The organism is Meiothermus sp. QL-1 (genome assembly GCF_003351145.1).
Classification (GTDB): domain Bacteria; phylum Deinococcota; class Deinococci; order Deinococcales; family Thermaceae; genus Meiothermus.
The window spans coordinates 193,418-214,304 of the sequence record NZ_QQSV01000003.1 but is presented as its reverse complement, the minus strand read 5'-3'; the positions used below and the strand labels follow the sequence as shown (position 1 = coordinate 214,304).

At 64.8% G+C, this 20,887-nt stretch carries 18 protein-coding genes, 1 tRNA gene and 1 riboswitch; of the genes, 2 read left to right on the top strand and 17 right to left on the bottom strand.

Annotation, left to right across the window (positions count from 1 at the left end; all coding sequences use genetic code 11):
* Positions 1-10: 10 nt before the first annotated feature.
* The 5 genes from DV704_RS05780 to rpsB all read right to left on the bottom strand — a co-directional run bounded on the left by DV704_RS05780 (position 11) and on the right by rpsB (position 3,633).
* A complete protein-coding gene (locus DV704_RS05780) occupies positions 11-871 on the bottom strand; it encodes a phosphatidate cytidylyltransferase (protein WP_199489942.1) in 861 nt (286 codons plus the stop codon).
* A gap of 11 nt (positions 872-882) precedes the next feature.
* The gene (gene frr / locus DV704_RS05775; protein ID WP_114798613.1) at positions 883-1,440 is read right to left on the bottom strand and encodes a ribosome recycling factor; all 558 of its coding nucleotides are present in this window, start codon (positions 1,438-1,440) and stop codon (positions 883-885) included.
* Positions 1,441-1,499: 59 nt separating this feature from the next.
* Positions 1,500-2,228: a UMP kinase gene (gene pyrH, locus DV704_RS05770; RefSeq protein ID WP_114798612.1), complete on the bottom strand. Its 729-nt coding sequence runs from the start codon at positions 2,226-2,228 to the stop codon at positions 1,500-1,502.
* Positions 2,229-2,296: 68 nt separating this feature from the next.
* The gene (tsf, locus tag DV704_RS05765; RefSeq protein ID WP_114798611.1) at positions 2,297-2,887 is read right to left on the bottom strand and encodes a translation elongation factor Ts; all 591 of its coding nucleotides are present in this window, start codon (positions 2,885-2,887) and stop codon (positions 2,297-2,299) included.
* Positions 2,888-2,904: 17 nt separating this feature from the next.
* Complete coding sequence (rpsB, locus tag DV704_RS05760; RefSeq protein WP_114798610.1) at positions 2,905-3,633, bottom strand: 30S ribosomal protein S2; 729 nt, start codon at positions 3,631-3,633, stop codon at positions 2,905-2,907.
* A gap of 165 nt (positions 3,634-3,798) precedes the next feature.
* On the opposite strand from rpsB, the gene DV704_RS05755 reads away from it, so the two are divergent.
* Positions 3,799-3,873: transfer RNA gene (locus tag DV704_RS05755), tRNA-Ala, on the top strand.
* 1 nt (position 3,874) lies between these two features.
* On the opposite strand, the gene DV704_RS05750 is transcribed toward DV704_RS05755, so the two are convergent.
* Entirely contained in the window at positions 3,875-5,725 is a 1,851-nt protein-coding gene (locus tag DV704_RS05750; protein ID WP_114798609.1) for a S9 family peptidase, read from the bottom strand.
* 114 nt (positions 5,726-5,839) lie between these two features.
* On the opposite strand from DV704_RS05750, the gene DV704_RS05745 reads away from it, so the two are divergent.
* Positions 5,840-7,387, top strand: coding sequence for a S8 family serine peptidase (locus DV704_RS05745; protein WP_114798608.1), 1,548 nt, complete (start codon positions 5,840-5,842; stop codon positions 7,385-7,387).
* On the opposite strand, the gene gcvP is transcribed toward DV704_RS05745, so the two are convergent.
* The 11 genes from gcvP to DV704_RS05690 form a co-directional block, all read right to left on the bottom strand.
* A complete protein-coding gene (gene gcvP, locus DV704_RS05740; protein ID WP_114798607.1) occupies positions 7,384-10,239 on the bottom strand; it encodes an aminomethyl-transferring glycine dehydrogenase in 2,856 nt (951 codons plus the stop codon). The two genes, DV704_RS05745 and gcvP, sit on opposite strands and share 4 nt — an antisense overlap.
* 77 nt (positions 10,240-10,316) lie before the next feature.
* Positions 10,317-10,403: riboswitch (glycine riboswitch) on the bottom strand.
* Between the two features lie 34 nt (positions 10,404-10,437).
* Positions 10,438-10,722 (bottom strand): zf-TFIIB domain-containing protein, encoded by a 285-nt coding sequence (locus tag DV704_RS05735; RefSeq protein ID WP_114798606.1) that lies wholly within the window; start codon positions 10,720-10,722, stop codon positions 10,438-10,440.
* A 39-nt stretch (positions 10,723-10,761) separates the two neighbouring features.
* A complete protein-coding gene (locus DV704_RS05730; RefSeq protein WP_233498261.1) occupies positions 10,762-11,496 on the bottom strand; it encodes a PucR family transcriptional regulator in 735 nt (244 codons plus the stop codon).
* Positions 11,481-12,716, bottom strand: coding sequence for a Zn-dependent hydrolase (locus DV704_RS05725; protein WP_114798604.1), 1,236 nt, complete (start codon positions 12,714-12,716; stop codon positions 11,481-11,483). Before DV704_RS05725 ends, DV704_RS05730 begins: the two co-directional genes overlap by 16 nt.
* Before the next feature lie 63 nt (positions 12,717-12,779).
* Positions 12,780-13,865: an ABC transporter substrate-binding protein gene (locus DV704_RS05720; RefSeq protein ID WP_114798603.1), complete on the bottom strand. Its 1,086-nt coding sequence runs from the start codon at positions 13,863-13,865 to the stop codon at positions 12,780-12,782.
* An 82-nt stretch (positions 13,866-13,947) separates the two neighbouring features.
* Entirely contained in the window at positions 13,948-14,898 is a 951-nt protein-coding gene (locus DV704_RS05715) for an ABC transporter permease (RefSeq protein WP_114798602.1), read from the bottom strand.
* Complete coding sequence (locus DV704_RS05710; protein WP_233498260.1) at positions 14,895-15,809, bottom strand: ABC transporter permease; 915 nt, start codon at positions 15,807-15,809, stop codon at positions 14,895-14,897. The genes DV704_RS05715 and DV704_RS05710 overlap by 4 nt, the downstream gene beginning before the upstream one ends.
* Entirely contained in the window at positions 15,806-16,549 is a 744-nt protein-coding gene (locus tag DV704_RS05705; RefSeq protein WP_233498259.1) for an ABC transporter ATP-binding protein, read from the bottom strand. The genes DV704_RS05710 and DV704_RS05705 overlap by 4 nt, the downstream gene beginning before the upstream one ends.
* Before the next feature lie 153 nt (positions 16,550-16,702).
* Positions 16,703-18,082 carry a dihydropyrimidinase gene (gene hydA, locus DV704_RS05700; protein WP_114798600.1) on the bottom strand — a complete coding sequence of 460 codons (1,380 nt, stop codon included), beginning with the start codon at positions 18,080-18,082 and terminating at the stop codon, positions 16,703-16,705.
* A 47-nt stretch (positions 18,083-18,129) separates the two neighbouring features.
* Positions 18,130-19,515, bottom strand: a complete 1,386-nt coding sequence (gene preA / locus DV704_RS05695) for an NAD-dependent dihydropyrimidine dehydrogenase subunit PreA (protein WP_114798599.1) — start codon at positions 19,513-19,515, stop codon at positions 18,130-18,132.
* 14 nt (positions 19,516-19,529) lie between these two features.
* Positions 19,530-20,858 carry an NAD(P)-dependent oxidoreductase gene (locus DV704_RS05690; protein ID WP_199489941.1) on the bottom strand — a complete coding sequence of 443 codons (1,329 nt, stop codon included), beginning with the start codon at positions 20,856-20,858 and terminating at the stop codon, positions 19,530-19,532.
* Between the last annotated feature and the right edge of the window lie 29 nt (positions 20,859-20,887).

Sequence of the window (20,887 nt, the reverse complement as noted above, 5' to 3'; positions counted from 1 at the left end):
AGCAGGCCTTTCAGATGAATATGGTGAGCAGGTAGTAGGTGAGGGGCGCGGTGAAGAGGTGGGAGTCCAGCCGGTCCAGAAGCCCCCCGTGGCCGGGCAGGAAATGGCCCGAGTCCTTCACCCCGCAGTAGCGTTTGAGCATGGACTCGGTCAGGTCGCCGAGCTGGGCAGCAAAGGAGAGCACCAGGTTCACCAAAAAAAGCTCCACCGGGCGAAAAAGAGCAAAAGGGCTTTCGGGGTAGGCCGAGCGCACGATGGTGGTGAAGAGGAAGAGCGCCGCAAAACTGGTCAGAATGCCCCCCACCGAGCCCTCCACGGTCTTGCCAGGGCTGATGGTGGGGGCCAGCTTGCGCCGCCCCAGGTACCGCCCCACGAAGTACCCCCCTATGTCGTTGGCAAAGCTGCTGATGAGGGGCAAGGCCAGAATCCAAAGCCCGATGTCGTCGTTGGGGGAGTGGCGCAGCAGCAGAAAAAAGCCCAGCGTCCAGGGAAGGTACAAAAAGGCCATCAGGCTGTAGGCGAAGCGCTCGATGTTGCCCCCCACGATCAGCTCAGCGCTGAAGGCCCCTATGAGCACCAGCCCCAGGGCAATCTCGCGCCAGGGCACCCCCGGGTAGGCCTCGTGGAGCTGGGGCAGGCTGAAGAAGAGCATCACCAGCCCCCCACCCACCAAAAAGGCCATGTTGAGCTCGATGCCCCGGTTGCGCAGCATGTAGCGCAGCTCGAGCGAGCCCAGCACCAGGATGAAGACCAGGACCAAAAAGAGCAGGACGCGCCCCTCCCACAGGACCAAGAAGAGCACCCCCACCCCGATGAGCGAGGAGGCTACACGGGTGGGCAGGCTGGGGTCGGGCCGGTTGGGCTCGGGCACGGCGCAGCAGACTAACCGCCTAAAATCTCCTGTTCCTTCTTGTGCAGGACCTGGTCGATTTTTTGGATGAACTCGTCGGTAATTTTCTGAATCTCGACCTCGGCGCGCTTTATCTCGTCCTCGGAGAGGTGGGCCTCCTTCTCGAGCCTCTTGGCCTTGTCCAGGGCTTCCCGCCGTATGTTGCGCACCGCAATGCGGGCTTCCTCGGCGTAGTGCTTGACGGTCTTCACCAGCTCCTTGCGCCGCTCCTCGGTCAGGGGGGGGATGTTGATGTACAAAGCATCCCCCTTGTTGGTGGGGTTCAGCCCCAGGTCGGCGTCGCGGATGGCCTTCTCGATCTCCTTGAGCAGGTTGGGGTCCCAGGACTGCACCACCAGGGTGCGGGGATCTGGGGAGGAGATGGTGCCCACCTGGTTCAGGGGCATCAAGGAGCCGTAGTACTCCACCTTGACCCCTGAGAGGATGGCCGGGTTGGCCCGGCCGGTGCGCAGGGTCGAGAGGTGGTGCTCCAGGGCCTCCAACGATTTCTGCATGTGTTGACGGGTTTCCTGATAGAGCTCCTTGAGCATATGACCTCCTTCGGTGGGGATAGCTTACCCCACCAGGTGGGGCTCAGCGCCGGACCCACCTAGCTGTGGACCAGGGTGCCCACCGGCTCACCCCGGATGATGCGCTCCAGGTTGCCCTCCGTAAACATGTCGAAGACCACAATAGGTAGGTTCTGCTCCTGGCAGAGGGCCATGGCGGTGGCGTCCATCACCTGCAGCCCCTCGACCAGGGCCTGGTGGTAGGTGAGGACATCGTACTTCTTGGCAGTGGGGTTTTTGCGGGGGTCGGCGTTGTACACCCCATCCACCTTGTTCTTGGCCATCAGCACCGCGTCCACGTTCATCTCCAGGCCCCTGAGGGCTGCCGCGGTATCGGTGGTCACATAGGGGTTGCCGGTGCCTCCGCCAAAGATGACGATGCGCCCCTTCTCCAGGTGCCGGATGGCCCGGCGGCGAATATAGGGTTCGGCCACCTGGGGGATGGTGAGCGCGGTCTGGACCCGGGTGGGAATGCCGATGAACTCCAAAGCGTCCTGCAAGGCCAGGGCGTTCATGATGGTGGCCAGCATCCCGATGTAGTCGGCGCTGGCCCGGTCCATCCCCACCCCCTGCCGGGCCCCCCGCCAGAAGTTGCCCCCCCCCACCACGATGGCCACCTGTACCCCGAGCTGGTGGGCCTTGGCCACCTCCTGGGCCAGGGCCTTGGTGGCCTCGGGCTGGATGCCAAAGCCGTTGCCGCTCAAAAACTCGCCGGACAGCTTGAGCAAGACTCGCCTGTACTTTAGCCCCTGGCCTACTCCCGCTTGCATGCGACCTACCCCCACGGCATGGCAAGGGGTCGAAAGCCTTTCGACTTTCGACCCCCTTTCCCCATCGCCTAAGCCCCCACTTCAAACCGGCAGAAGCGTCTGACCTGGATGTTCTCGCCGATCTTGGCGACGGCAGCCTGGATGAGCTCGCCCACCTTGACCTTTTCGTCCTTCACGAAGGGCTGCTCCAGCAACACCACCTCTTCGTAGAACTTCCGCAGTCGCCCTTCGGCGGCCTTCTCGGCGATGTTCTGGGGCTTGCCCTCGTTCAGAAGCTGCTGGATGTAGATCTGCCGCTCCTTCTCCAGCTCCTCTGGGCTCACCTCTTCCTTGCTTACGTAGCGGGGGTTGGCCATGGCGATGTGCATGGCCAGGTCCCTGGCCAGGCGCTGGAACTCCTCGTTGCGGGCCACGAAGTCGGTCTCGGAGTTGAGCTCCACCAGCACCCCCACCCGCTGGTTGTGGTGGATGTAGTAGCCGATCACCCCTTCCCGGGCCTCGCGGTCGGCCTTCTTGGCCGCCTTAAGCGCCCCACGCTCCCGCAACAGGACGGTGGCCTTCTCCATGTCCCAGCCCGCGTCCTCCAGGGCCTTCTTCACATCGCTCATGCCCGCGCCGGTCTGCTCGCGGAGTTTTTTGACTAGCTCGAGTTGGCTCATACGCTTCCTCTTTCGCTTCAGGCCTCAGCCGCCGGGACCTCGAGGGCAGAGGTCTCCCGCCCACCGCCCCGGGCCTCCACGATGAGGTCGGTCATCCGGCTCACGATGAGCTGGATGGAGCGGATGGCATCGTCGTTGCCGGGGATGATGTAGTCGCAAAGGTCGGGGTCGGAATCGGTGTCGGCCAGGGCGATAACCGGGATATCGAGTTTGCGGGCCTCCCTGACCGCGATGGCCTCCTTGGTGGGGTCTACCACGAAGATGGCGTCGGGCAGGCGGCGCAGCTTGCGGAAGCCCCCCAGGTTCTTCCTGAGCCGCTCGAGCTCGTGTTTGAGCCGCACCTGCTCGGTTTTGACCCGCTCCTTAATCTCTTCCGATTCAAAGAGGGCCTCAAGCTCAGCAAGACGGTTGACCTGGGCGGTGATGGTGCGGAAGTTGGTGAGCATGCCCCCCAGCCAACGCTGGTTGACGTAGGGCATCCCGGCCCGCTCGGCCTCCTGCTGGATAATCTCCTGGGCCTGTTTCTTGGTGCCCACGTAGAGGATGGTGGCCCCCCGCATGGCCAGATCCTGCACGTACTTGAAGGTGCGCTCGAGCTCGAGCATGCTCTTCTGCAGGTCGATGATGAAAATGCCGTTGCGCTCGGCGTAGATATAGCGCTTCATCTTGGGGTTCCACCGCTTGGTCTCGTGCCCGAAGTGCACCCCGGCTTCCAAAAGCTCTTTGATGGATACGTTTACGGCCATGGTTTCTCCTAACGGGGCGGTTGGAGTGGGCGTTTTTCGGTGCTATAGCGAACCCCCCGGGCACCGCGCCCTATCCCCCGGGGCCGCCTACGGCACACCCAAAAGGGGAGTATAGCCCATAGCCACCCTTTACGGAAGCCCCAGGGGTTGCTATACTCCACCCGCGGGGGCGTAGCTCAGCGGGAGAGCAGGTCCTTTGCAAGGACAAGGTCGGGGGTTCAAATCCCCCCGCCTCCACCACTTACAAGTGGGTGCGGAACCACTCGAGGTAGGCCTCCAGCCGCGCCACCCGGCGGTCCGGCCGGCCCGAGCGGCTGAGCTCATGCCCCTCCTCGGGCACCCGGAAGAAACGGGTGGGCACCCCCTGCTGCAAAAGCAGGGTGTACCAGGTCTCGCCCTGGTCGATGGGGCAGCGGTGGTCCTGTTCGGCGTGCACCACCAAAGTGGGGGTCCGGACCCGGTGTACAAGCGAGATGGGGCTTTTCTGCCAGAGAAGCTGGGGGTTCTCCCAAAGCCTGGCCCCAAGCTCCAGGTAGGTAAAGCGGGGGCCGATATCCGAGGCCCCGTAGAAGCTGAGCCAGTTGCAGATGCTGCGGTCGGTGACCGCGGCGCGAAAGCGCTCCGGGTAGCGGGCAGTGAGCCAGTTGGTCATGTAGCCCCCGTACGACCCTCCGGCCACCGCCACCCGGCCCCCATCCAGGGGAAACTGGGCCAGCACGTGGTCCAGGAAGCCCATTATGTCGGCCTCATCCGCCTCGCCCCAGCGCCCTCCCAGAAGGGCATAGGCCTGGCCGTAGCCGGTGGAGCCTCGAGGGTTGCAGTAGGCCACCGCGTAACCCTGGGCCCTGAAGAGCTGGAGCTGCAGCATGAGGGCGTTGCCAAAAGCGGTGTGAGGACCCCCGTGGATGTAGAGCACCAGCGGGTGGGGGCCGGCCCCCTCGGGCAAAAGCACCCAGCCTTCCACCGTATGCCCCTCCGGGGCGGCGTAGCGCACGTTTTGGGGCGTGGGCAAAGCCGGCAGAACCTCGGCGTTGGGATCGTAGACCAGCCCCCCCGGGGTCCAAAGCCTGGGGCCGTGGGTAAAGTCCTCCGAAAGGGCGTAAAGCTGCCCTCCGCAGAACGCGAAACCCAGCACGCTCTCCTCGGGCGGGGTCACAAACTCGCATCCCCCGTCCAGGTCCACCGCCAGGAGGCGGGCTGCGGCCTGGTGGGTAACCACCACATAGACCCGACCGTCAGGGCCCAGCCGGGGGGTCTGGGGGCCCGCCCCCAGCCGCACATCCGAGTTGAGGGAGTTGAGGAAAGAGCCCTCGGCCAGGAGGCGGACCTGGCCTTCCGGGGAGCGGTAGTAGAGCCTGGACTCGGTGCCACCCCCGTGCTCCCAGGCGTGGCCCAGGTAAAAAAGGCCCCCCTCAGGGGTGGGCTCGAGGCCCGAAATGGGGCCCACCCCTCCAAAAAGCTCCCGCACCTCCCCCGAAAGCCCCGCGAAGTAAAGCCGCTGCTTCCAGTTCCAGCGCTCCTCAGGGCTGGCGCAGGCGGTGAAATAAAGCCCATGCCCCTCCGGATGCCAGGCCACCTCCTCGATGTCCTGGGGCCAGCGAACCAGCAAGCGCACCTCTCCCCCCTCCCAAAGCCAAAGCTCCCGCGGCACCCCCGGTAGCAACCCCCGGGCATCGAACTTCACCGGCCAGGTCTCGTAGACCCGAGGCTTGTCGGGCTTGGGGGCCTCATACTCTCCCCGTGTTAGGAGGGCAATCCGGCGGCTATCGGGGCTCACGCGGTAGGCCTCCACCCCGCTTTTGAGGGCGGTCAAAGGTTCGGCCTCTCCTCCTGCTAAGGGCAGGCGGAAAAGCTGGGGAACCCCCTCCACCTTGCGGAGGAAGTAGAGGTGCTCCCCCCGCCAGAAGGGGCTCTTGGCCTCGCCCTGGGTGAGGAAGCGCAGGCCTCCGTCCCAGGCAGCCAGCCTAGAGCGGTAGCGGGGCGGCTCCTTTTCGGGCACCTCGATGTCGGCGTAAATGAAAAGGGGCTGCCCCTTGGGGCCTTCGGTTAGTTCGGAAAGGAAACGGAGCTGGTAAAGGAGCTTGGGTTCCACCCCCCTACTCTACTGACCCACGGGTCAGCAGGTAAAGCCCGGCTCAAGCCCCAGGCCAAGGTTTCTTTAGCCGGAGCTCAAACACCCGCCGCCCAGCCTCCCTAGGGTGGGGTTATGCGGCTTGTGCTGCTCTTGCTCCTCCTTCTGTCAGGGTCCTTGGCCCAGGGCCGGATGGTCGAGGTGATCGTGGAGCTGGAAGGCCCTGCCCTGCCCTCCCACCTCAACAAAGCCGAGCTGGTGGGGCTGCTCAAGGCACACCTGGGCAGGATGAAAGGCCGCCTCAAGGTGCAGCCGGTCAAAGGGTACTGGGCCAGCCAGAGCCTGCTGGTGCGCCTACCGGAAGAGCAGGTAGGGGTCTTGCTCAGAACACCCGGGGTGCGGCGGGTCTACCTCAACCGAGGCGTGCGCCTGGCCCAACCGGCGGCGCTTTCCACCCCGGTTCAAAGCGGCAGCCGCTGGGCCCTGGAGCAGATCGGCGCCCCCACCCTCTGGGCCGCAGGGCTGCGGGGACAGGGGGTGCGGATTGGCCACCTGGACACCGGTGTGGACGCCAACCACCCCGAGCTCAGGGGCAAGGTGGCGGCCTTCGCCGTGATTGAGCCCGGCGGCACACCGCGCCCAAGCCAGCCCTACGACTCCGCGCAACACGGCACCCACACCGCGGGGCTGTTGGTGGGCCAGAGCGTGGGGGTGGCCCCCGAGGCCCGCCTGGTCTCGGCCCTGGTTTTGCCCCAGGGCAGCGGCACCCTAGCCCAGGTCCTGGGGGGGCTGGACTGGGTGCTGGAGCAGGGGGTGCAGGTGGTCTCGATGTCGCTCGGCCTCGAGGGCGCCTGGCCGGAATTCATACCGGTGGTGGAGCGAATGCAGCGAATGGGGGTGCTGCCCGTCTTCGCCATCGGCAACACCCCAGATCGCACCACCTCGCCGGGCAACCTGCCCGGGGTGATCGGGGTGGGAGCCACCGACCCAGCCAAGCGGGTGGCCGCTTTCAGTGGAAGGGGCGAGGTGCGCTGGGAAGGGCCTTCCCCCCAGCGGGTGGCAAAACCCGACCTGGTGGCCCCTGGGGTCGGCGTTCTATCCAGCGTTCCCGGAGGGGGTTACATGGCCATGAGCGGCACCTCGGTCAGCACCGCCCTTACCGCCGGGGGTGCAGCCCTGCTGCTCGCCGGGGGCCACAAGCCTGAGGCTGTGCGGGCCGCCCTGCTCCGCTCCGCCGAGCCCATCGCCAGCCCGGCCAGCGGGCGGGGCCTTCTCCGGCTGGACGAGGCACTGGCCGCCCTGCGCCCGCCCCAAAGGGAGCAAAAGGCCCTGGTGGTGGCGGAAATTCCGGGGGTCGAGGCTTTGCGCCCGGTTCTGGAGGGCCTGGGCTTCCGCCTGGAGGTTGTAAAGAGCCGGCCTGGCCCTGAAAAGCTGCAGGACTACCCTCTGGTGGTCTTTCTGCTGCCTGCAGACTGGAGCCAGGACTGGCCCGACCCCCACCGCAGGGCCCTGCGAAGCTATGTGGAGGCGGGGGGGCGGCTTTTGCTGCTGAGCGAAGCCCCAGGGCGTCCCCTGGTCGAAAGCGGCGCCTTCGGCCAAGGCAGGGCCAGCTTTGTAAGCGGCGAGCTGGAAAGCCTTCCCCTTGAGGCGCTGCGGGGGGTGGTGGAGCAATTGCTGCGCTAGTCCTTGGCGTAGGCCTCCACCGGCGGACAGGTACAGACCACATGCCGGTCGCCGTAGACGTTGTCCACCCGGTTCACGGGGCTCCAGTACTTGTCCAGGGCCGACTGCCCACCAGGAAAGCATCCCTCGGCCCGGGTGTACTTGCGGTCCCAGTGCTCATCGGCCAGGTCGAGCACGGTATGAGGGGCGTGGCGCAGGGGGCTTTCCTCGGCCCTGAGCTCGCCCCGCTCAATGCGGGCAATCTCCTCCCGGATGGCGATCATAGCCTCGATGAAACGGTCGAGCTCGTACTTGGACTCCGACTCGGTGGGCTCTACCATCAGGGTCCCGGCCACCGGGAAGCTCATGGTGGGGGCGTGGAAGCCGTAGTCGATCAGACGCTTGGCTATGTCCTCGACGGTGACATCGCAGCTTTGCTTGAAAGGCCGGGTATCCAGGATGCACTCGTGGGCCACCCGGCCCCTGGCATTCTTGTAGAGCACCCTGAAGTGGGGCTCGAGCCGGGCTGCGAGGTAGTTGGCGTTCAGGATGGCCACCTCGGTGGCCCGGCGCAGCCCCTCGCTCCCCATCAGGGCGATGTAGCTGTAGGAGATGGGCAGGATGGAGGCCGAGCCATAGGGCGCCGCCGAGACCGGCCCCACCGGGGCCGTACCCCCATCCAGCACCGGGTGGCCGGGGAGGAAGGGGGCCAGGTGGGCCTTGACCACGATGGGCCCCATCCCCGGGCCGCCCCCTCCGTGGGGGATGGCGAAGGTCTTGTGCAGGTTGATGTGCGAGACATCGGCCCCGTAGTCGCCGGGCCGGGCCAGGCCCACCTGGGCGTTGAGGTTGGCCCCATCCAGGTAGACCTGCCCCCCATAGCGGTGCACGATCTCGCACAGCTCGCGGATCCCCTCCTCAAAGACCCCATGGGTGGAGGGGTAGGTGACCATGGCCGCAGCCAGGTTGGGGGCGTGGGCCCTGGCCTTGGCCTCGAGGTCGGCCAGATCCACATACCCCTGCTCGTCGCAGGCCACCACCACCACCTCCATCCCGGCCATCTGGGCCGAGGCCGGGTTGGTGCCGTGGGCCGAGGAGGGGATGAGGCAGACCCGGCGGTGCCCCTCGCCGCGCGCGCGGTGGTAGGCCCGGATGGCCAGGAGCCCGGCGTACTCGCCCTGGGCCCCCGAGTTGGGCTGGAAGGAGATGGCATCGAAGCCGGTAATCTGGCAGAGCCAGCGCCCCAGGGTCTCCATCAGCTCGTGGTAACCCTGGGCCTGCTCTGGGGGTGCAAAGGGGTGCAGGTGGGCAAACTCGGGCCAGGTGATGGGCATCAAGGCCGCGGTAGGGTTGAGCTTCATGGTGCAGGAGCCCAGGGGGATCATGGCCCTGTCCAGGGCTAAATCCCGGTCGGCCAGCTTGCGCATGTAGCGCATGAGCTCGGTCTCGGAGTGGTAGCGGTTGAAGACCGGGTGGGTGAGGTAGGAAGAGGTGCGGTGGAGGGCAGGGGGCAGGTGGTTGCGCGGGGTGAAGTCGGCGTAACGGAAAGCCCCGCCAAAGGCCCGCCAGACCGCCTCCACAATCTCGGGGGTGGTGGTCTCATCCAAAGCGATGCCGATGCGGGCCTCATCCACCCGGCGCAGGTTGATGCGCTGGGCCCGGGCCCGGGCTAGAATCTCCTCCACCCGACCGGGGGCCTCGATGGTTAGGGTATCGAAGAAGTAGGGGTTCACCCGCCGGAAGCCCAGGCGCTCCAGGCCCTGGGCCAGCACGCTGGTGCGCTGGTGGATGCGCTCGGCAATGGCCCGCAGGCCCTTTGGGCCGTGGTAGACCGCGTACATCGAGGCCACCACCGCCAAAAGGACCTGGGCAGTGCAGATATTGGAGGTGGCCTTCTCGCGCCGAATGTGCTGCTCCCGGGTCTGCAGGGCCAGCCGCAAAGCCCGGTTCCCCCGGGCGTCCACCGAGACCCCCACCAGCCGCCCTGGCAGGCCCCGCTTGAGGGCGTCCCGCGCCGCGATGTAGCCCGCGTGGGGGCCCCCATAGCCCATGGGCACGCCGAAGCGTTGGGCCGAGCCCACCGCGATGTCGGCCCCGAGCTCCCCTGGGGGGGTAAGAAGGGTCAGGGCCAGCAGGTCGGCGGCCACCACCACCAGCCCGCCTGCTTCCTTGACCCGCCCGATGGGGCCCCTAAGGTCGCGCACCTGGCCCAGGGTGTCCGGATACTGGAAGATGGCCCCAAAAAGGCCCTCGGGCTCCAGGTCCCGCTCAGGGTCGCCCACCACCAGCTCGAGGCCCAGGGGCTCGGCCCGGGTCTGGAGCACCGCCAGGGTCTGGGGGTGCAGGTTCTGGTCTGCGAAGAAGCGGCGATGGCCCCCTTTGTGGCTGCGGTGGGCCAGGGCCATCCCCTCAGCGGCGGCAGTGGCCTCGTCCAGAAGCGAGGCGTTGGCGATGTCCAGACCGGTGAGGTCGGCCACCATGGTCTGGAAGTTAAGCAGGGCCTCGAGCCGCCCCTGGCTGATCTCAGGCTGGTAAGGGGTGTAGGCGGTATACCAGGCGGGGTTCTCCAGGATGTTGCGCTGGATCACAGGGGGCAGAAGGGTGCCGTAGTACCCCTGGCCGATAAGGGAGGTGTAGACCTGGTTCTTCCCCGCCAGCTCCCGCAGGTGGGCCAGCAGCTCAGCCTCGCTCATCCCCTCGCCAACAGAAAGGGGCTCCTTCTGGCGAATGGCCGAGGGGACGGTCTGCTCGATGAGTTCGTCCAGGGAGGAGACCCCTATTGCTTCCAGCATGGCCTGGATCTCCTCAGGGCGGGGGCCGATGTGCCGTTTGGGGAATTCAGCGGTCTTGGGTTGGGGCGGGTTCTGGGTCATGGGGCCTCCGAAAGCCCCATCTGTCCTTTTGCCTGAGAGTGTTATCCCTTCGGCGGGCCGGTGGCCTCTCTCCAGATTAGGCCGCTACGGTCCTTTTGCCTGAGAGTTTCCGGGGCGGTTGCTCCTTCGGCGCTGGCAAGCCAGTCTCTCCCGGTAGCGGCGCTGCCCAATTTTTACCCATGATAGGGTATACCCGGCCTAGTCGAAAAGGTCAAAGAGCCGGGAGAGCCTGCTCCTCTTCTTATGGCGGCGGTAGTACTCGTCATCGTCGGTATCGTAGGGATTGCGATGTGCGCGGCGATGGTGGTCCTCCAAGGCCCGCTCGTACTCGGCCTCGTAGGCCCGCACCTGGCCCAAAAGCTTTTCCAGCTCGCCCCCATCGAGCCAAACCCCCCGGCATTTGGGGCAGACGTCGATGTGCACGCCGCTACGCACCACCTCATTCATGCCATTTTGGCAGTTCGGGCACACCAGGAGTGGCATGCTTCCATTTTGAGCCCAGCGGGTGAGAATAAAAAGGGCCTAGCCGCCCCGCTTGCGCAGCTCCAGGGCCAGCCAAAGCCCCAGCCGCCGCTCAGGGCTCTCCAGCTCGCCCAGCATCCCCCGGAGCTGCTCCAGACGGTAGTAGACGCTCTGCCGTCTTACCCCAAGCCGCCGGGCTGCCTCGGCGATGTTGAACTGGCAGGCCAGCAGCGCTTCCAAAGTAGCCAAAAGGGTGCTCTGGGGGCGGGGCGGCAGGCGCAGCAGGGCCCCCAGGTGCCGTTCCACAAAGCGGTTGGCCCGGCCAGTTTCCGCGAGGGCCTCCAAAAGCCCTTCCAGCAGGGGCTCCTCCTCATCCACCTCTGGCCGCAAGATCCGCGCGTGGGCGGCCCGGGTGAGTTCAGCGAAGCGCACCTCCTGGCGGAAGACCAAAAGGGGAAAGTCCAGCAGGCGGGCGGCCTGGAGCATCTCGGGGGGCACCTCCTTCAGCCACTGCACCAGCTCGAGCCCAAGCCCCCCTACCCCGGCCTCGGCCAGCGAGCGCACATAGGCCACCCGGGTCTCCGGTGCGGCCCGGGCAAGCTCCAGGCCAGTGGAAAGCAAAAGCTCTCCCCCCGAGAGCAGCCGGGCCACATCCAGCACCTCGGCCACGTGCACCCAGGTGATGGGGGCCTCGAGCCGCCCCTGCCCTGAGAGCAGCTCAGCTCCAGCGAATGCGGGCAGCTCTAGAACCTGACGCAGGGTGGGCAGGGCCACGGCTATCAGCGCAGTATCCAAGCCATAACCTTGTCGGCCAGCCGGTCAAAGGCCCGCACCGCAAGCTCCAGGTGGGCCTCCTCGGTGTCCTCGATTTTGTTGTGGCTGATACCGTGCAGGCTCTGCACGAACATCATCACCGTGGGAATACCCGCTCGAGCCACCTCTGCAGCGTCGTGTAGGGGCCCTGAAGGCAGGCGATGCGAGACCCCAGCTACCTCGCGAATAGCCTGGTCGCATAGCTCAATCAGCTCGGGGTGAAATAGGATGGGCTCGATGCGCCAGATGGTCCGCCACTCTGGCTCCGGCAGGCCCCCTTCCTGGGCGAAGCGCTGGCTGGCCTCCCAGGCCTCCTGCTTGAGCCGGGCTAGGGCGGCCGCATCCAAATGACGCTGGTCGAGGGTGATGGTGCACTCCTCCACCACGCTGGTCACAATCCCTGGCTTGGTTACGCAGCTTCCAATGGTGCAGACCCCACCGTTACGCTCGGCGATGCGGTAGACCTCAGGGGCCATCTTGGCCGCAGCCAAAAAGGCATCCTTGCGCCGGTGCATGGGCGTGGAGCCAGAGTGGGCCGCCTGGCCCCAAAAGGTGATGGCGTGCCGCTCTACCCCGAAGGTGCCGAGCACCGCCCCCAAGGGCAGGCCCATGTCCAGAAGCACCGGCCCTTGCTCGATATGGAGCTCAATGTAGGCCGCAGCGTTCTTCTGCTCGGCCTGGGCTTCCAGCATCCGGTCCAGCTCCACCCCGCAACGCTGGAGGGCTTCCTCCAGGCGAACCCCATCCTTGTCGGTGCGGTCCTTTTCCAACTCGGGCTGTAGCGTGCCCGAGAAGGCCGAGGAGCCCAGCAGGCTCCGGCCAAACCGGGCCCCCTCCTCATCGGCCCAGTCCACTAATCTAACTGTGACGGGGGGGTTGCCCTCAAACTCTGCGGCTATGCGGCGCAGCACCTCGAGGCCGGCTAACACATTCAGGCAGCCATCCAGCCAGCCTCCGCCCGGCACCGAGTCCAGGTGGCCCCCGATCAAAAGGGCCTTCTCGCTTTGCCCTTTGAGCGTCACCCAGTTGTTCCCGGCTGCGTCGTAGTGCTGCTCGACAGGTAGGTCCTGGAGCTTGCGGTTGAACCATTCCCGCGCCCTAAGCCAAGTATCCGCCCAGGCCACCCGCCAGGCCCCGTTCTCGTCGGCAGTAAGCTCGCGCAGCTCCTTGAGTTCGGCAATGGTCCTTTGAGGGTTGAGCACACCCACCTCCGACCTCCCAGCAAAACCGGGGGCGCCCCAAGCCGCCCCCAGCCTGCTCACAAACTACCTCCAGTCCCTCGCCCGCTTGCCGGTGGCGGCCTCCCAAGGGCCGTAGTCCACCGTGGCCGCCGGCGGCTCGCGGGTCAGGATGCCCTGCTCGCGCAAAATCCGCACCGAGGCCTGGTAGTCGGCCGGCACCAAAAAGCCGGCGAAGCCCCTGGTGGTGGCCCCCGCATTGTAGAGCTTGGCCACCTCGGCCATCTGCCAGGTCTGGTGCTCCTTGGCATCGGCCCGGGTGCCCGAGCCCTTGCAGGTGGTACCGCAGAAGGGCAGCACGTACTTCTCCACCGTCTCAGCCTGGTTGGCCACCGCCCAGTTCCACCCTTGCAGGGTGGCCCGGATGAGCCTGGCGGCCACCTGGCGACCGGTTAGCCCCGAGCGCTTAAAGTTGCGGTCGTTCAGGACCCGTTCGGTGGTAAAGAGCAGGTCCTCCAGGAGGTTGATGCCCAAATCGGCCAGCTTGAAGATATCCACCTTGGTCTCGTCGTACCCCAGCCCGGCAATCTGGTTCACCTCGTTGTAGATCATGGCCGATACAAGCTGCACCTTGTCGGGGAAAACCAAGGCCGGGTCGAAGGGATAGGTCACCGCGGTCACATCGGGGTTGGTGACCCTAGGGTCAAGCGAGCTGGTCAGGCCGCACTTGCGGAACAGGGCCACCGCAGGGTACTCATTGCCCGAGGGCCAGACCCCCACGCTCTTGCCCTTCATATCCCGGCAGATATCCCTGATGCCGGTGGATTTGAGCGCTACCAGGGTAAAACCCGAGCGCTGGAATATTTGGGCGATGTGTACCACCGGAATGCCCCGCTCGCGAGCGGTAAGCAGGTCAGCAATCCAGGTAGTACCGAAGTCGGCAGCCCCGGACTGCACCACCTGGATGGGCGACTGGTCGCCAATGGGCAAAAGGTTCACGTCCAGACCCTGAGCCCGGTAGAAGCCCCGCTCCTTGGCCACGAAAAACCCGGCGAACTGGGCCTGAGGGAACCACTTGAGCTGCAGGTTGACCCGCACAAGGTTTTGCTGGGCGCCTGCCAGCGAAGTCAACAAAAACGCCGCCAGTACAGCAAAAAACAGCCTCTTCCTCATGGACACCTCCTTGCCAGACGCTGAGCCGGTGGCCGAGAACCGATTGCTTTTTGGCTTCCTCCCACCTCCTCTCGCCAAGGGTCTAACCCCCCCTGAACGAAACATGCCAGCCGGTGAGCCGCCGCTCTAGCCAGACCACCAGCCCGTACCAGGCGATTCCCGCTGCCGAGGCCACAATGATAGCCGACCAGACGATGTCGAAGCCAAATCGCCCTGCCTCAATCTGGATGCGGAAACCCAGCCCCTGGCCGTTGGCCCCGAAGAACTCGCCCACAATGGCCCCAATCATGGCCAGGGTGGTGCCGAGCTTGAGGGCAGTGAAGATAAAGGGCAGGGCGTTGGGCAGCCTGAGCCAGCGGTACTGCTGCACCTCAGCAGCCGCGTAAGAGCGCATCAGGTCCAGCGCCATCGGGCTCACCTCGGTGAGGCCGCGGAAGGTGTTCACTACCACCGGAAAGTAAACCGTAATCGCGCAGATGGCCGCCTTGGACGGCCAGTCGATGCCCATCATCTTGACCAGCACCGGGGCCAAAGCCACAATGGGAATGCTGCTAAAAAGGGTCGCATAGGGCAAAAAGCCCCGTTCCAAAAAGATGTACCGGCTCACCAGCAAAGCGGTGAGGAGCCCTAGGGCGCAGCCGATCAGATAGCCCACCAAAGCCTCTTTGACCACGGTCTGGTAGGCGTCCTGCAGCAGCACGTCCCGCACTTCGTGCAAGGTGATGAGCACCTGGGTGGGGGTGGGAATCAGGCCCGGGGGCACCTGGTAGGCCCGCAGAAGGGCCTCTGTCGTAAGCAGAAAGGCCAGCAAGGTCAGGGCTGCTGGGACAAAGCCCAGCACCGGATTGCGGGTGTGAGCAAACCCAGGGGCCACCCGGGCCAGGCCCCCAATCATCAGCAAGGCCCCCAGGCCAATCAAGAGGCGAAGCCCTCCGGGGGCCACCTCGCTTTCTGACCACCAGCGAGCGATAAACCCAAGCTGCAGGACCAGCCCCACCCCCAAAAGACCCCAGCCTAAGCCAGCCGGCCTCATACCCCCACCTCCGGCTGGGCTCGAGGAACCCTAGGCCGCTCGAGGGAGGACCTAGGCTGCCGCCAGGGGGTAAGGAGACGCTCCAACCCCCCCACCAGCGCCACCAGCAAAATCCCCAAGGCTGCCGAGGCCAGCATAATCACCCACATCCCCACCACGTCGGAGGCCCGGGAGTTCTCGGCGAGCATTTTGCCGATACCCTGAAAGCTGATGGTGGATATCTCGGCTACAATCGCCCCGATCAGGGCCGCTGTCGTGGCTACCTTGAAGGCAGTGAACAGGTAGGGCAGCGAGGCGGGAAAGCGCAGCTTGAGGTAGGTCTGCCAGGGGCTGGCGTGATAGGTCTTCATCAGGTCGAGGGCTAGGGGGTCTGGACTCTTTAGCCCCTTGGCCATCCCTATGGTGATGGGGAAAAAGGCTATGTAGGCTGCGATAATTGCCTTGGGCACCCAGCCTTGCACCCCATACTGGCCCAGCACCACCACCAGCATGGGGGCAATCGCAATGATGGGCACGGTCTGCGAGGCCACAATCCAAGGCAATAGCGAACGCTCGAAGGCCGGGGAAGCCACAATCCCGATGGCAAAAAATAAGCCCACCAGCGCGGCCAAAAACAGGCCCACCAGGGTCTCGAGGGCCGTCACCGCGGCGTTTAGGGGAATGGCGTTGGGGGAATTCAAGGGGAACATCAGGTTCAAAAAGCCGTTCCAGAGCTGCTGCGGCGAGGGCAACACCGGGCTGCGTAGCTGCGTGGCGCATTCAAAAGCAGTCTTGCAGGGCAGCGCCGCCCCCGTGTCCAAAGCCCGCTGGGCCGCCGGTATGTTGGCCAGGTACATGATGGGCCAGTACAGGGCCAGCACCGCCAAGGCCACCACCAGCATGGGCACCAGGTTGGGCGAAAGACGGCTCACGCCTCCACCTCATACCCATGCCCCTTGCGCAAAGCCTCGCGCACCTCGGTGGCAATGCGGAAAAACTCCGGCATTTCTCGGGTCTCGAAGGTACGGGGCTGGGGCAAATCCACAGGAATCACCGTCTCGATCTTGCCGGGACGGGGGGTCATGACCACGATGCGGGTCGAGAGGAAGACCGCTTCGGGGATGGAGTGGGTCACGAAGAGGACGGTCTTACCGGTCTCGCGCCAGAGCCGCAAGAGCTCCAGGTTCAGGTTCTCGCGGGTAATCTCGTCCAGGGCACCAAAGGGCTCGTCCATGAAGAGGAGCTGAGGGTCGAAGGCCAAGGCCCGAGCAATGCTCACCCGCTGCTGCATCCCCCCCGAAAGTTGCCAGGGGTAGTGGCGGGCAAACCTCTCCAATCCCACCAAAGCCAGCATCCGCTCGGCCCTGGCCTTGCGCTCGGCCGGGGGAAAACCCATGATTTCCAGAGGCAGCATCACGTTGGCGATAACCGTGCGCCACTCCATCAGGGTAGGCGCTTGGAAAACGTAGCCGTAGGCCCGGCTTTTGCGGGCCTCCTCGGGGCTTTTGCCACCAATCTGTATGCGCCCGGAGGTGGGTTTTATCAGGTCGGCCAGCAGGCGCAGCAGGGTGGTCTTGCCACAACCAGAGGGGCCGATCAGGCTGATGAATTCGCCCGGCCTGACCTCGAGGCAGGCATCCTTGAGGGCCACCGTCCCGTTGGGAAATACCATCGAGACATTTTCTACCGAAACGAGCGGGGCTTCTAAGGTGCGATCGGACTGGTTGGCGGGGGTTTTCGCCGGCATCATAGTTTTTCCTTGGAGACTCATGGTTGGGGGTCTCATCACTGAATGCATAAATATCCGAAAAGAGACTGGGTTTCTTTAGAAGTACACTGGCTCACGCCGCAGAAACCGCCCCCATCCCTTTTCTCCCACAAACTGCCCGTCCCGCACCATCACCTTACCCCGCACCGTTACCGCCACCGGCCGGCCGTCGATCTCAAAGCCTTCAAAGGCGTTGTAATCGTTGTTGACGTGCTGGGTTTTCACCGAAATGACCCCCCGGTAGCTGGGGTCGTAGACCACCAGGTCGGCGTCGCTGCCCACCGCGATGGTGCCTTTGCGAGGGAAAAGACCAAAGAGCTTGGCAGGCTTGGTGCTGGCGGCGTCCACGAAGCGATGAATGTTTAGATTACCCCGGCTCACCCCGTAGGTGTAAAGCAGATTCACCCGGTCTTCAATGGCCGGAATGCCGTTGGGAATGGCGGTAAAGGCATCCTTGCCCAGCATCTTCTGCTCGGTGTCGAAGGGGCAGTGGTCGGTGCCCACGGTGTCGATGAAGCCCTGCGCCAGCGCATCCCACAGGGCTTTTTGGTTATGCTTGTCGCGCAAGGGCGGCGACATGATGTACTTCATGGCCTCTACCCCGCCCCGCTCGGCGTAGGTCTTGTCCAGCAGAAAATGCGGAATGACCGATTCGATGTAAAGGGGCACCCCCCGGGCCTTGGCTGCCATGGCGGCGTCCAGGGCCGGTTTGCAGGAAAGGTGCACCACGTAGCCGGTGGCCCCGGTGTTTTCCAAAAAGGTGGCGAAACGGGCGGTGCCCTCGGCCTCCACCGACTCCGGACGGCTGGGCTCGTGCCACTCGGGGCCGGTCTTGCCCTCAGAGAGGAGTTTTTGTTGCAGGCGCCCCACCAACTCGGCGTTTTCGCAGTGGGCGGTCACAATCACGCCCAGCTCCTTGGCGAGCCTTAGGGTCTGGTACATCTCGCCGTCGTCGACCCCAAAAAAGCCCTTATAGGAGAGGAAGATCTTAAAGGAGCTGATGCCGTCGGCCACAATCTCTCGCAGCTCGCCCTCGGTCTTCTCGTCGAACTTGGAGACCGCCATGTGGAAGGTGTAGTCGCAGTAGCTGTTGCCCTCGGCCTTGCTCTTCCAGAGTTGGTAGCCCTCGAGGGCATCGTCGTTGCGGCTAGGGCAGCACATCTCGATGTAGGTGGTGGTGCCGCCCATCAGCGCCGCTTTGGAGCCCGTTTCGTGGGTGTCCTTGGCAAAGGTGGCCATAAAGGGCAGGTAGATGTGCACGTGGGGGTCAATGAAGCCCGGAAACACATACTTGCCCGTGGCGTCTATCACTTCGGTGCCGGGTAGAACCTCCAGGTCCTGCCCAATGCGGGTAATGGTCTCGCCTTCGGCGTATATATCGGCCTTATAACGACTATCGGCGGTGACGATTTCGCCGTTCTTGACCAACAACCCCATACCCATCCTCCAGCTTTGGCAAACAGCGACGCCGGACCACCTCGGGGCTAGTGAATTTCGATGCCCACCTCCCGGCGGTAGCGCTCCATCGCGGCCCAGTCCTCGGTTACCTCGCGCCTTTGCTCGGTAAGCTCCCGCCAGGTCACCGGGGCCCGGCCCGAGGGCACCTCGACCATCTCGATGCAGCCCTCCACCGGGCAAACGTTGTGGCAAAGGCGGCAACCCACGCAGTCTTCCTCGCGCACCACCGGCTGCGGGCGGTCGCTGAGGGCCTGGTATTTTCCGTTGGAACGAGGATCGTAGCGGTAAGGCGTTACCACCTGTCCTTGGGCGTCCACCAGGTCGATGCACTGATGGGCACTGTCGTGGCAGGCTACATAGCACAGGTTGCACTTGATGCACTTGTCGGGGTTGATTCGCGCCACAGCGCGGAAGGAAAGGTCGAAGTCGTTGAAATCGGAGATGCGGGGCAGGCTCCTGCCCACCACATCCGCGATGGTCTTGAAGCCCTTGGCATCCATCCAGGCGCTCAGACCGTCCACCAGGTCTTCGATAATACGAAAGCCGTAGTGCATCACCGCTGTGCAAACCTGCAGGCTGGTTGCACCCAGCAGCAAGAACTCAGCGGCATCACGCCAGGTAGTAATGCCCCCCATGCCGGAGATGGGCACCCCGCGCCTTCTCACCTCCTCGTCCACCCCTAGCGAGGAAAGGTGGTGTAGGGCGATGGGTTTGACCGCCGGGCCGGCATACCCCCCGTGCCCTCCCTTGCCGCCGATGTTGGGAACGAGTTCCAGGGTATCCAGGTCCACCCCGATGATGGAGTTGATGGTGTTGATGAGGGAAAGCCCATGGGCCCCCGCGGCCAAAGCCGCCCGCGCCGGCGGCACCACCGAGGCCACGTTGGGGGTGAGCTTGACGATTACCGGGATTCGGGCTACCTCGGTGACCCAAGAGGTTATCATCTGGCAGTACGAGGGCACCTGGCCCACCGCGCTGCCCATCCCCCGCTCGCTCATGCCGTGGGGGCAGCCGTAGTTGAGCTCAATGCCGTCGGCTCCGGTATCTTCGATGCGCATGACGATATCCCGCCAGGCTTCGGGCTTGGACTCGACCATGGCCGAGACAATCAGCGCCCGGTCGGGCCAGTGGCGCTTCACGTCGCGGATCTCCTTGAGGTTGACCTCGAGGGGCCGGTCGGAAATGAGCTCCACGTTGTTGATGGCCAGCATCCTCTGGCCCCCGTAGTGCCAGGCCCCATAGCGGTTGGAGACATTGAGCACCGGGGCCCCGATGGTCTTCCAGACCGCTCCACCCCAGCCCGCCTCAAAGGCCCGGTGTACCTGTGCAGCCGAGTTGGTAGGAGGGGCCGAGGCCAACCAGAAGGGGTTGGGGGACCTGATACCGGCAAAGTTAATCGACAAGTCGGCCATACCTACTCCTCTCCCTAGTCCGCAGCCATGCCTATCTGCTGCACCAGCCTGCGGTGGATGGCAAAGGCCGCCAGCTTGCCATCCTGCACAGCCATCACCGTAGAGGCCGACCCTCTAGCACGGATGCAGTCGCCCCCGGCGTACACCCCGGGCAGGCTGGTCTCGTAGTCCTGGTTCACCTTGATGAACCCTCCCTCGGTCGCCAAGCCCAGCATCTGGGCTATGGCGGGTTTCTCCTGGCCAATAGCCTTCACCACCTGATCGCAGGGGATGACGAACGCCGAGTCTGCCACCGGCTCCGGTGCGGGCCGGCCGGAGGCGTCTGGCGCGCCAAGCTGCATCCGCACGCACCGAAGCCCCACCACCCGCTCCGCCTCGAGCAGCACCTCCACCGGCTGGGTTAGAAAGCGAAACTCGATGCCTTCTTTCTTGGCAAACTCGTACTCGTGGGGGTAAGCGGTCATCTCCCGCTCGGTGCGGCGGTAAACGATGGTCACCCGTTCCGCCCCAAAACGCTTGGCAATGGTAGCACAGTCTATAGCGGTGTTCCCCGCGCCCACCACCACCACCTCCCGGCCCACCTGAAGGGCCCGGGGATTCAGCTTGGAGGCCTCAATGTAGCCAAGGCCATCCACCATCCGCTCTTCGCCGGGAATGCCCAGCTTCGGCACCGCACCCAGCCCCACGGCCAGGAAAACCGCGTCGTGGCTGTTTCGCACCTCATCCCAGGCGAGATTCCGCCCCAGCTCCATCTGGGTCTTGATCTCCACCCCCAGCCGCCGCACCATCTCGGCCTCGGCCAGCGCCACCTCCACCGGCTCGCGCAGCCCGATGATGCCGTAGGTGGAAAGGCCGTTGGGCAGCTCGCGTTTTTCGTAAACGGTAACCCGGTGGCCCAGCTTGGCCAGCTCCCCAGCACAGGTAAGACCGGCGGGCCCAGCCCCGATAACCGCCACCCTTTTACCTGTCGGAGGGCCCGGCTTGAAGACATCGATACCCCGCTCGTAGACGTAGTCCGTGGCGTAGCGCTGGAGGCGGCCAATCATGATGGGACGATGCTCCGCCCCCAGCACACAGGCCCCCTCGCAGAGCTCCTCCACCGGGCAGACCCTGGCGCAGGTGGCCCCCATCAGGTTGGCCTCGAGGATGGTGCGGGCCGAACCCAGAAGGTTGCCGGTTGCAATCTTCTTGATGAACTTAGGGATGTCGATGTGGGTAGGGCAGGCCTGGGTGCACGGTGCGTCGTAGCAGTAAAGGCAGCGGTGGGCCTCTACAAGGGCTTCATGGTCGGTGAGGGGCGGATACTGCTCGCGCAAAGCTTCTTCGGACCTGGTGGGTTGCACGTTCCCTCCTTTCGCTAGCCGTAGCTATT

What these genes read in the sequence shown, in the direction of transcription:
- gcvP (WP_114798607.1), bottom strand. Translation starts at nt 10,239, where the DNA reads ATGACCCAGAACCCGCCCCAACCCAAGACCGCTGAATTCCCCAAACGG.
- DV704_RS05745 (WP_114798608.1), top strand. Translation starts at nt 5,840, where the DNA reads ATGCGGCTTGTGCTGCTCTTGCTCCTCCTTCTGTCAGGGTCCTTGGCC.
- DV704_RS05705 (WP_233498259.1), bottom strand. Translation starts at nt 16,549, where the DNA reads ATGGTATTTCCCAACGGGACGGTGGCCCTCAAGGATGCCTGCCTCGAG.
- preA (WP_114798599.1), bottom strand. Translation starts at nt 19,515, where the DNA reads ATGGCCGACTTGTCGATTAACTTTGCCGGTATCAGGTCCCCCAACCCC.
- DV704_RS05720 (WP_114798603.1), bottom strand. Translation starts at nt 13,865, where the DNA reads ATGAGGAAGAGGCTGTTTTTTGCTGTACTGGCGGCGTTTTTGTTGACT.
- rpsB (WP_114798610.1), bottom strand. Translation starts at nt 3,633, where the DNA reads ATGGCCGTAAACGTATCCATCAAAGAGCTTTTGGAAGCCGGGGTGCAC.
- frr (WP_114798613.1), bottom strand. Translation starts at nt 1,440, where the DNA reads ATGCTCAAGGAGCTCTATCAGGAAACCCGTCAACACATGCAGAAATCG.
- DV704_RS05715 (WP_114798602.1), bottom strand. Translation starts at nt 14,898, where the DNA reads ATGAGGCCGGCTGGCTTAGGCTGGGGTCTTTTGGGGGTGGGGCTGGTC.
- DV704_RS05735 (WP_114798606.1), bottom strand. Translation starts at nt 10,722, where the DNA reads ATGCCACTCCTGGTGTGCCCGAACTGCCAAAATGGCATGAATGAGGTG.
- hydA (WP_114798600.1), bottom strand. Translation starts at nt 18,082, where the DNA reads ATGGGGTTGTTGGTCAAGAACGGCGAAATCGTCACCGCCGATAGTCGT.
- pyrH (WP_114798612.1), bottom strand. Translation starts at nt 2,228, where the DNA reads ATGCAAGCGGGAGTAGGCCAGGGGCTAAAGTACAGGCGAGTCTTGCTC.
- tsf (WP_114798611.1), bottom strand. Translation starts at nt 2,887, where the DNA reads ATGAGCCAACTCGAGCTAGTCAAAAAACTCCGCGAGCAGACCGGCGCG.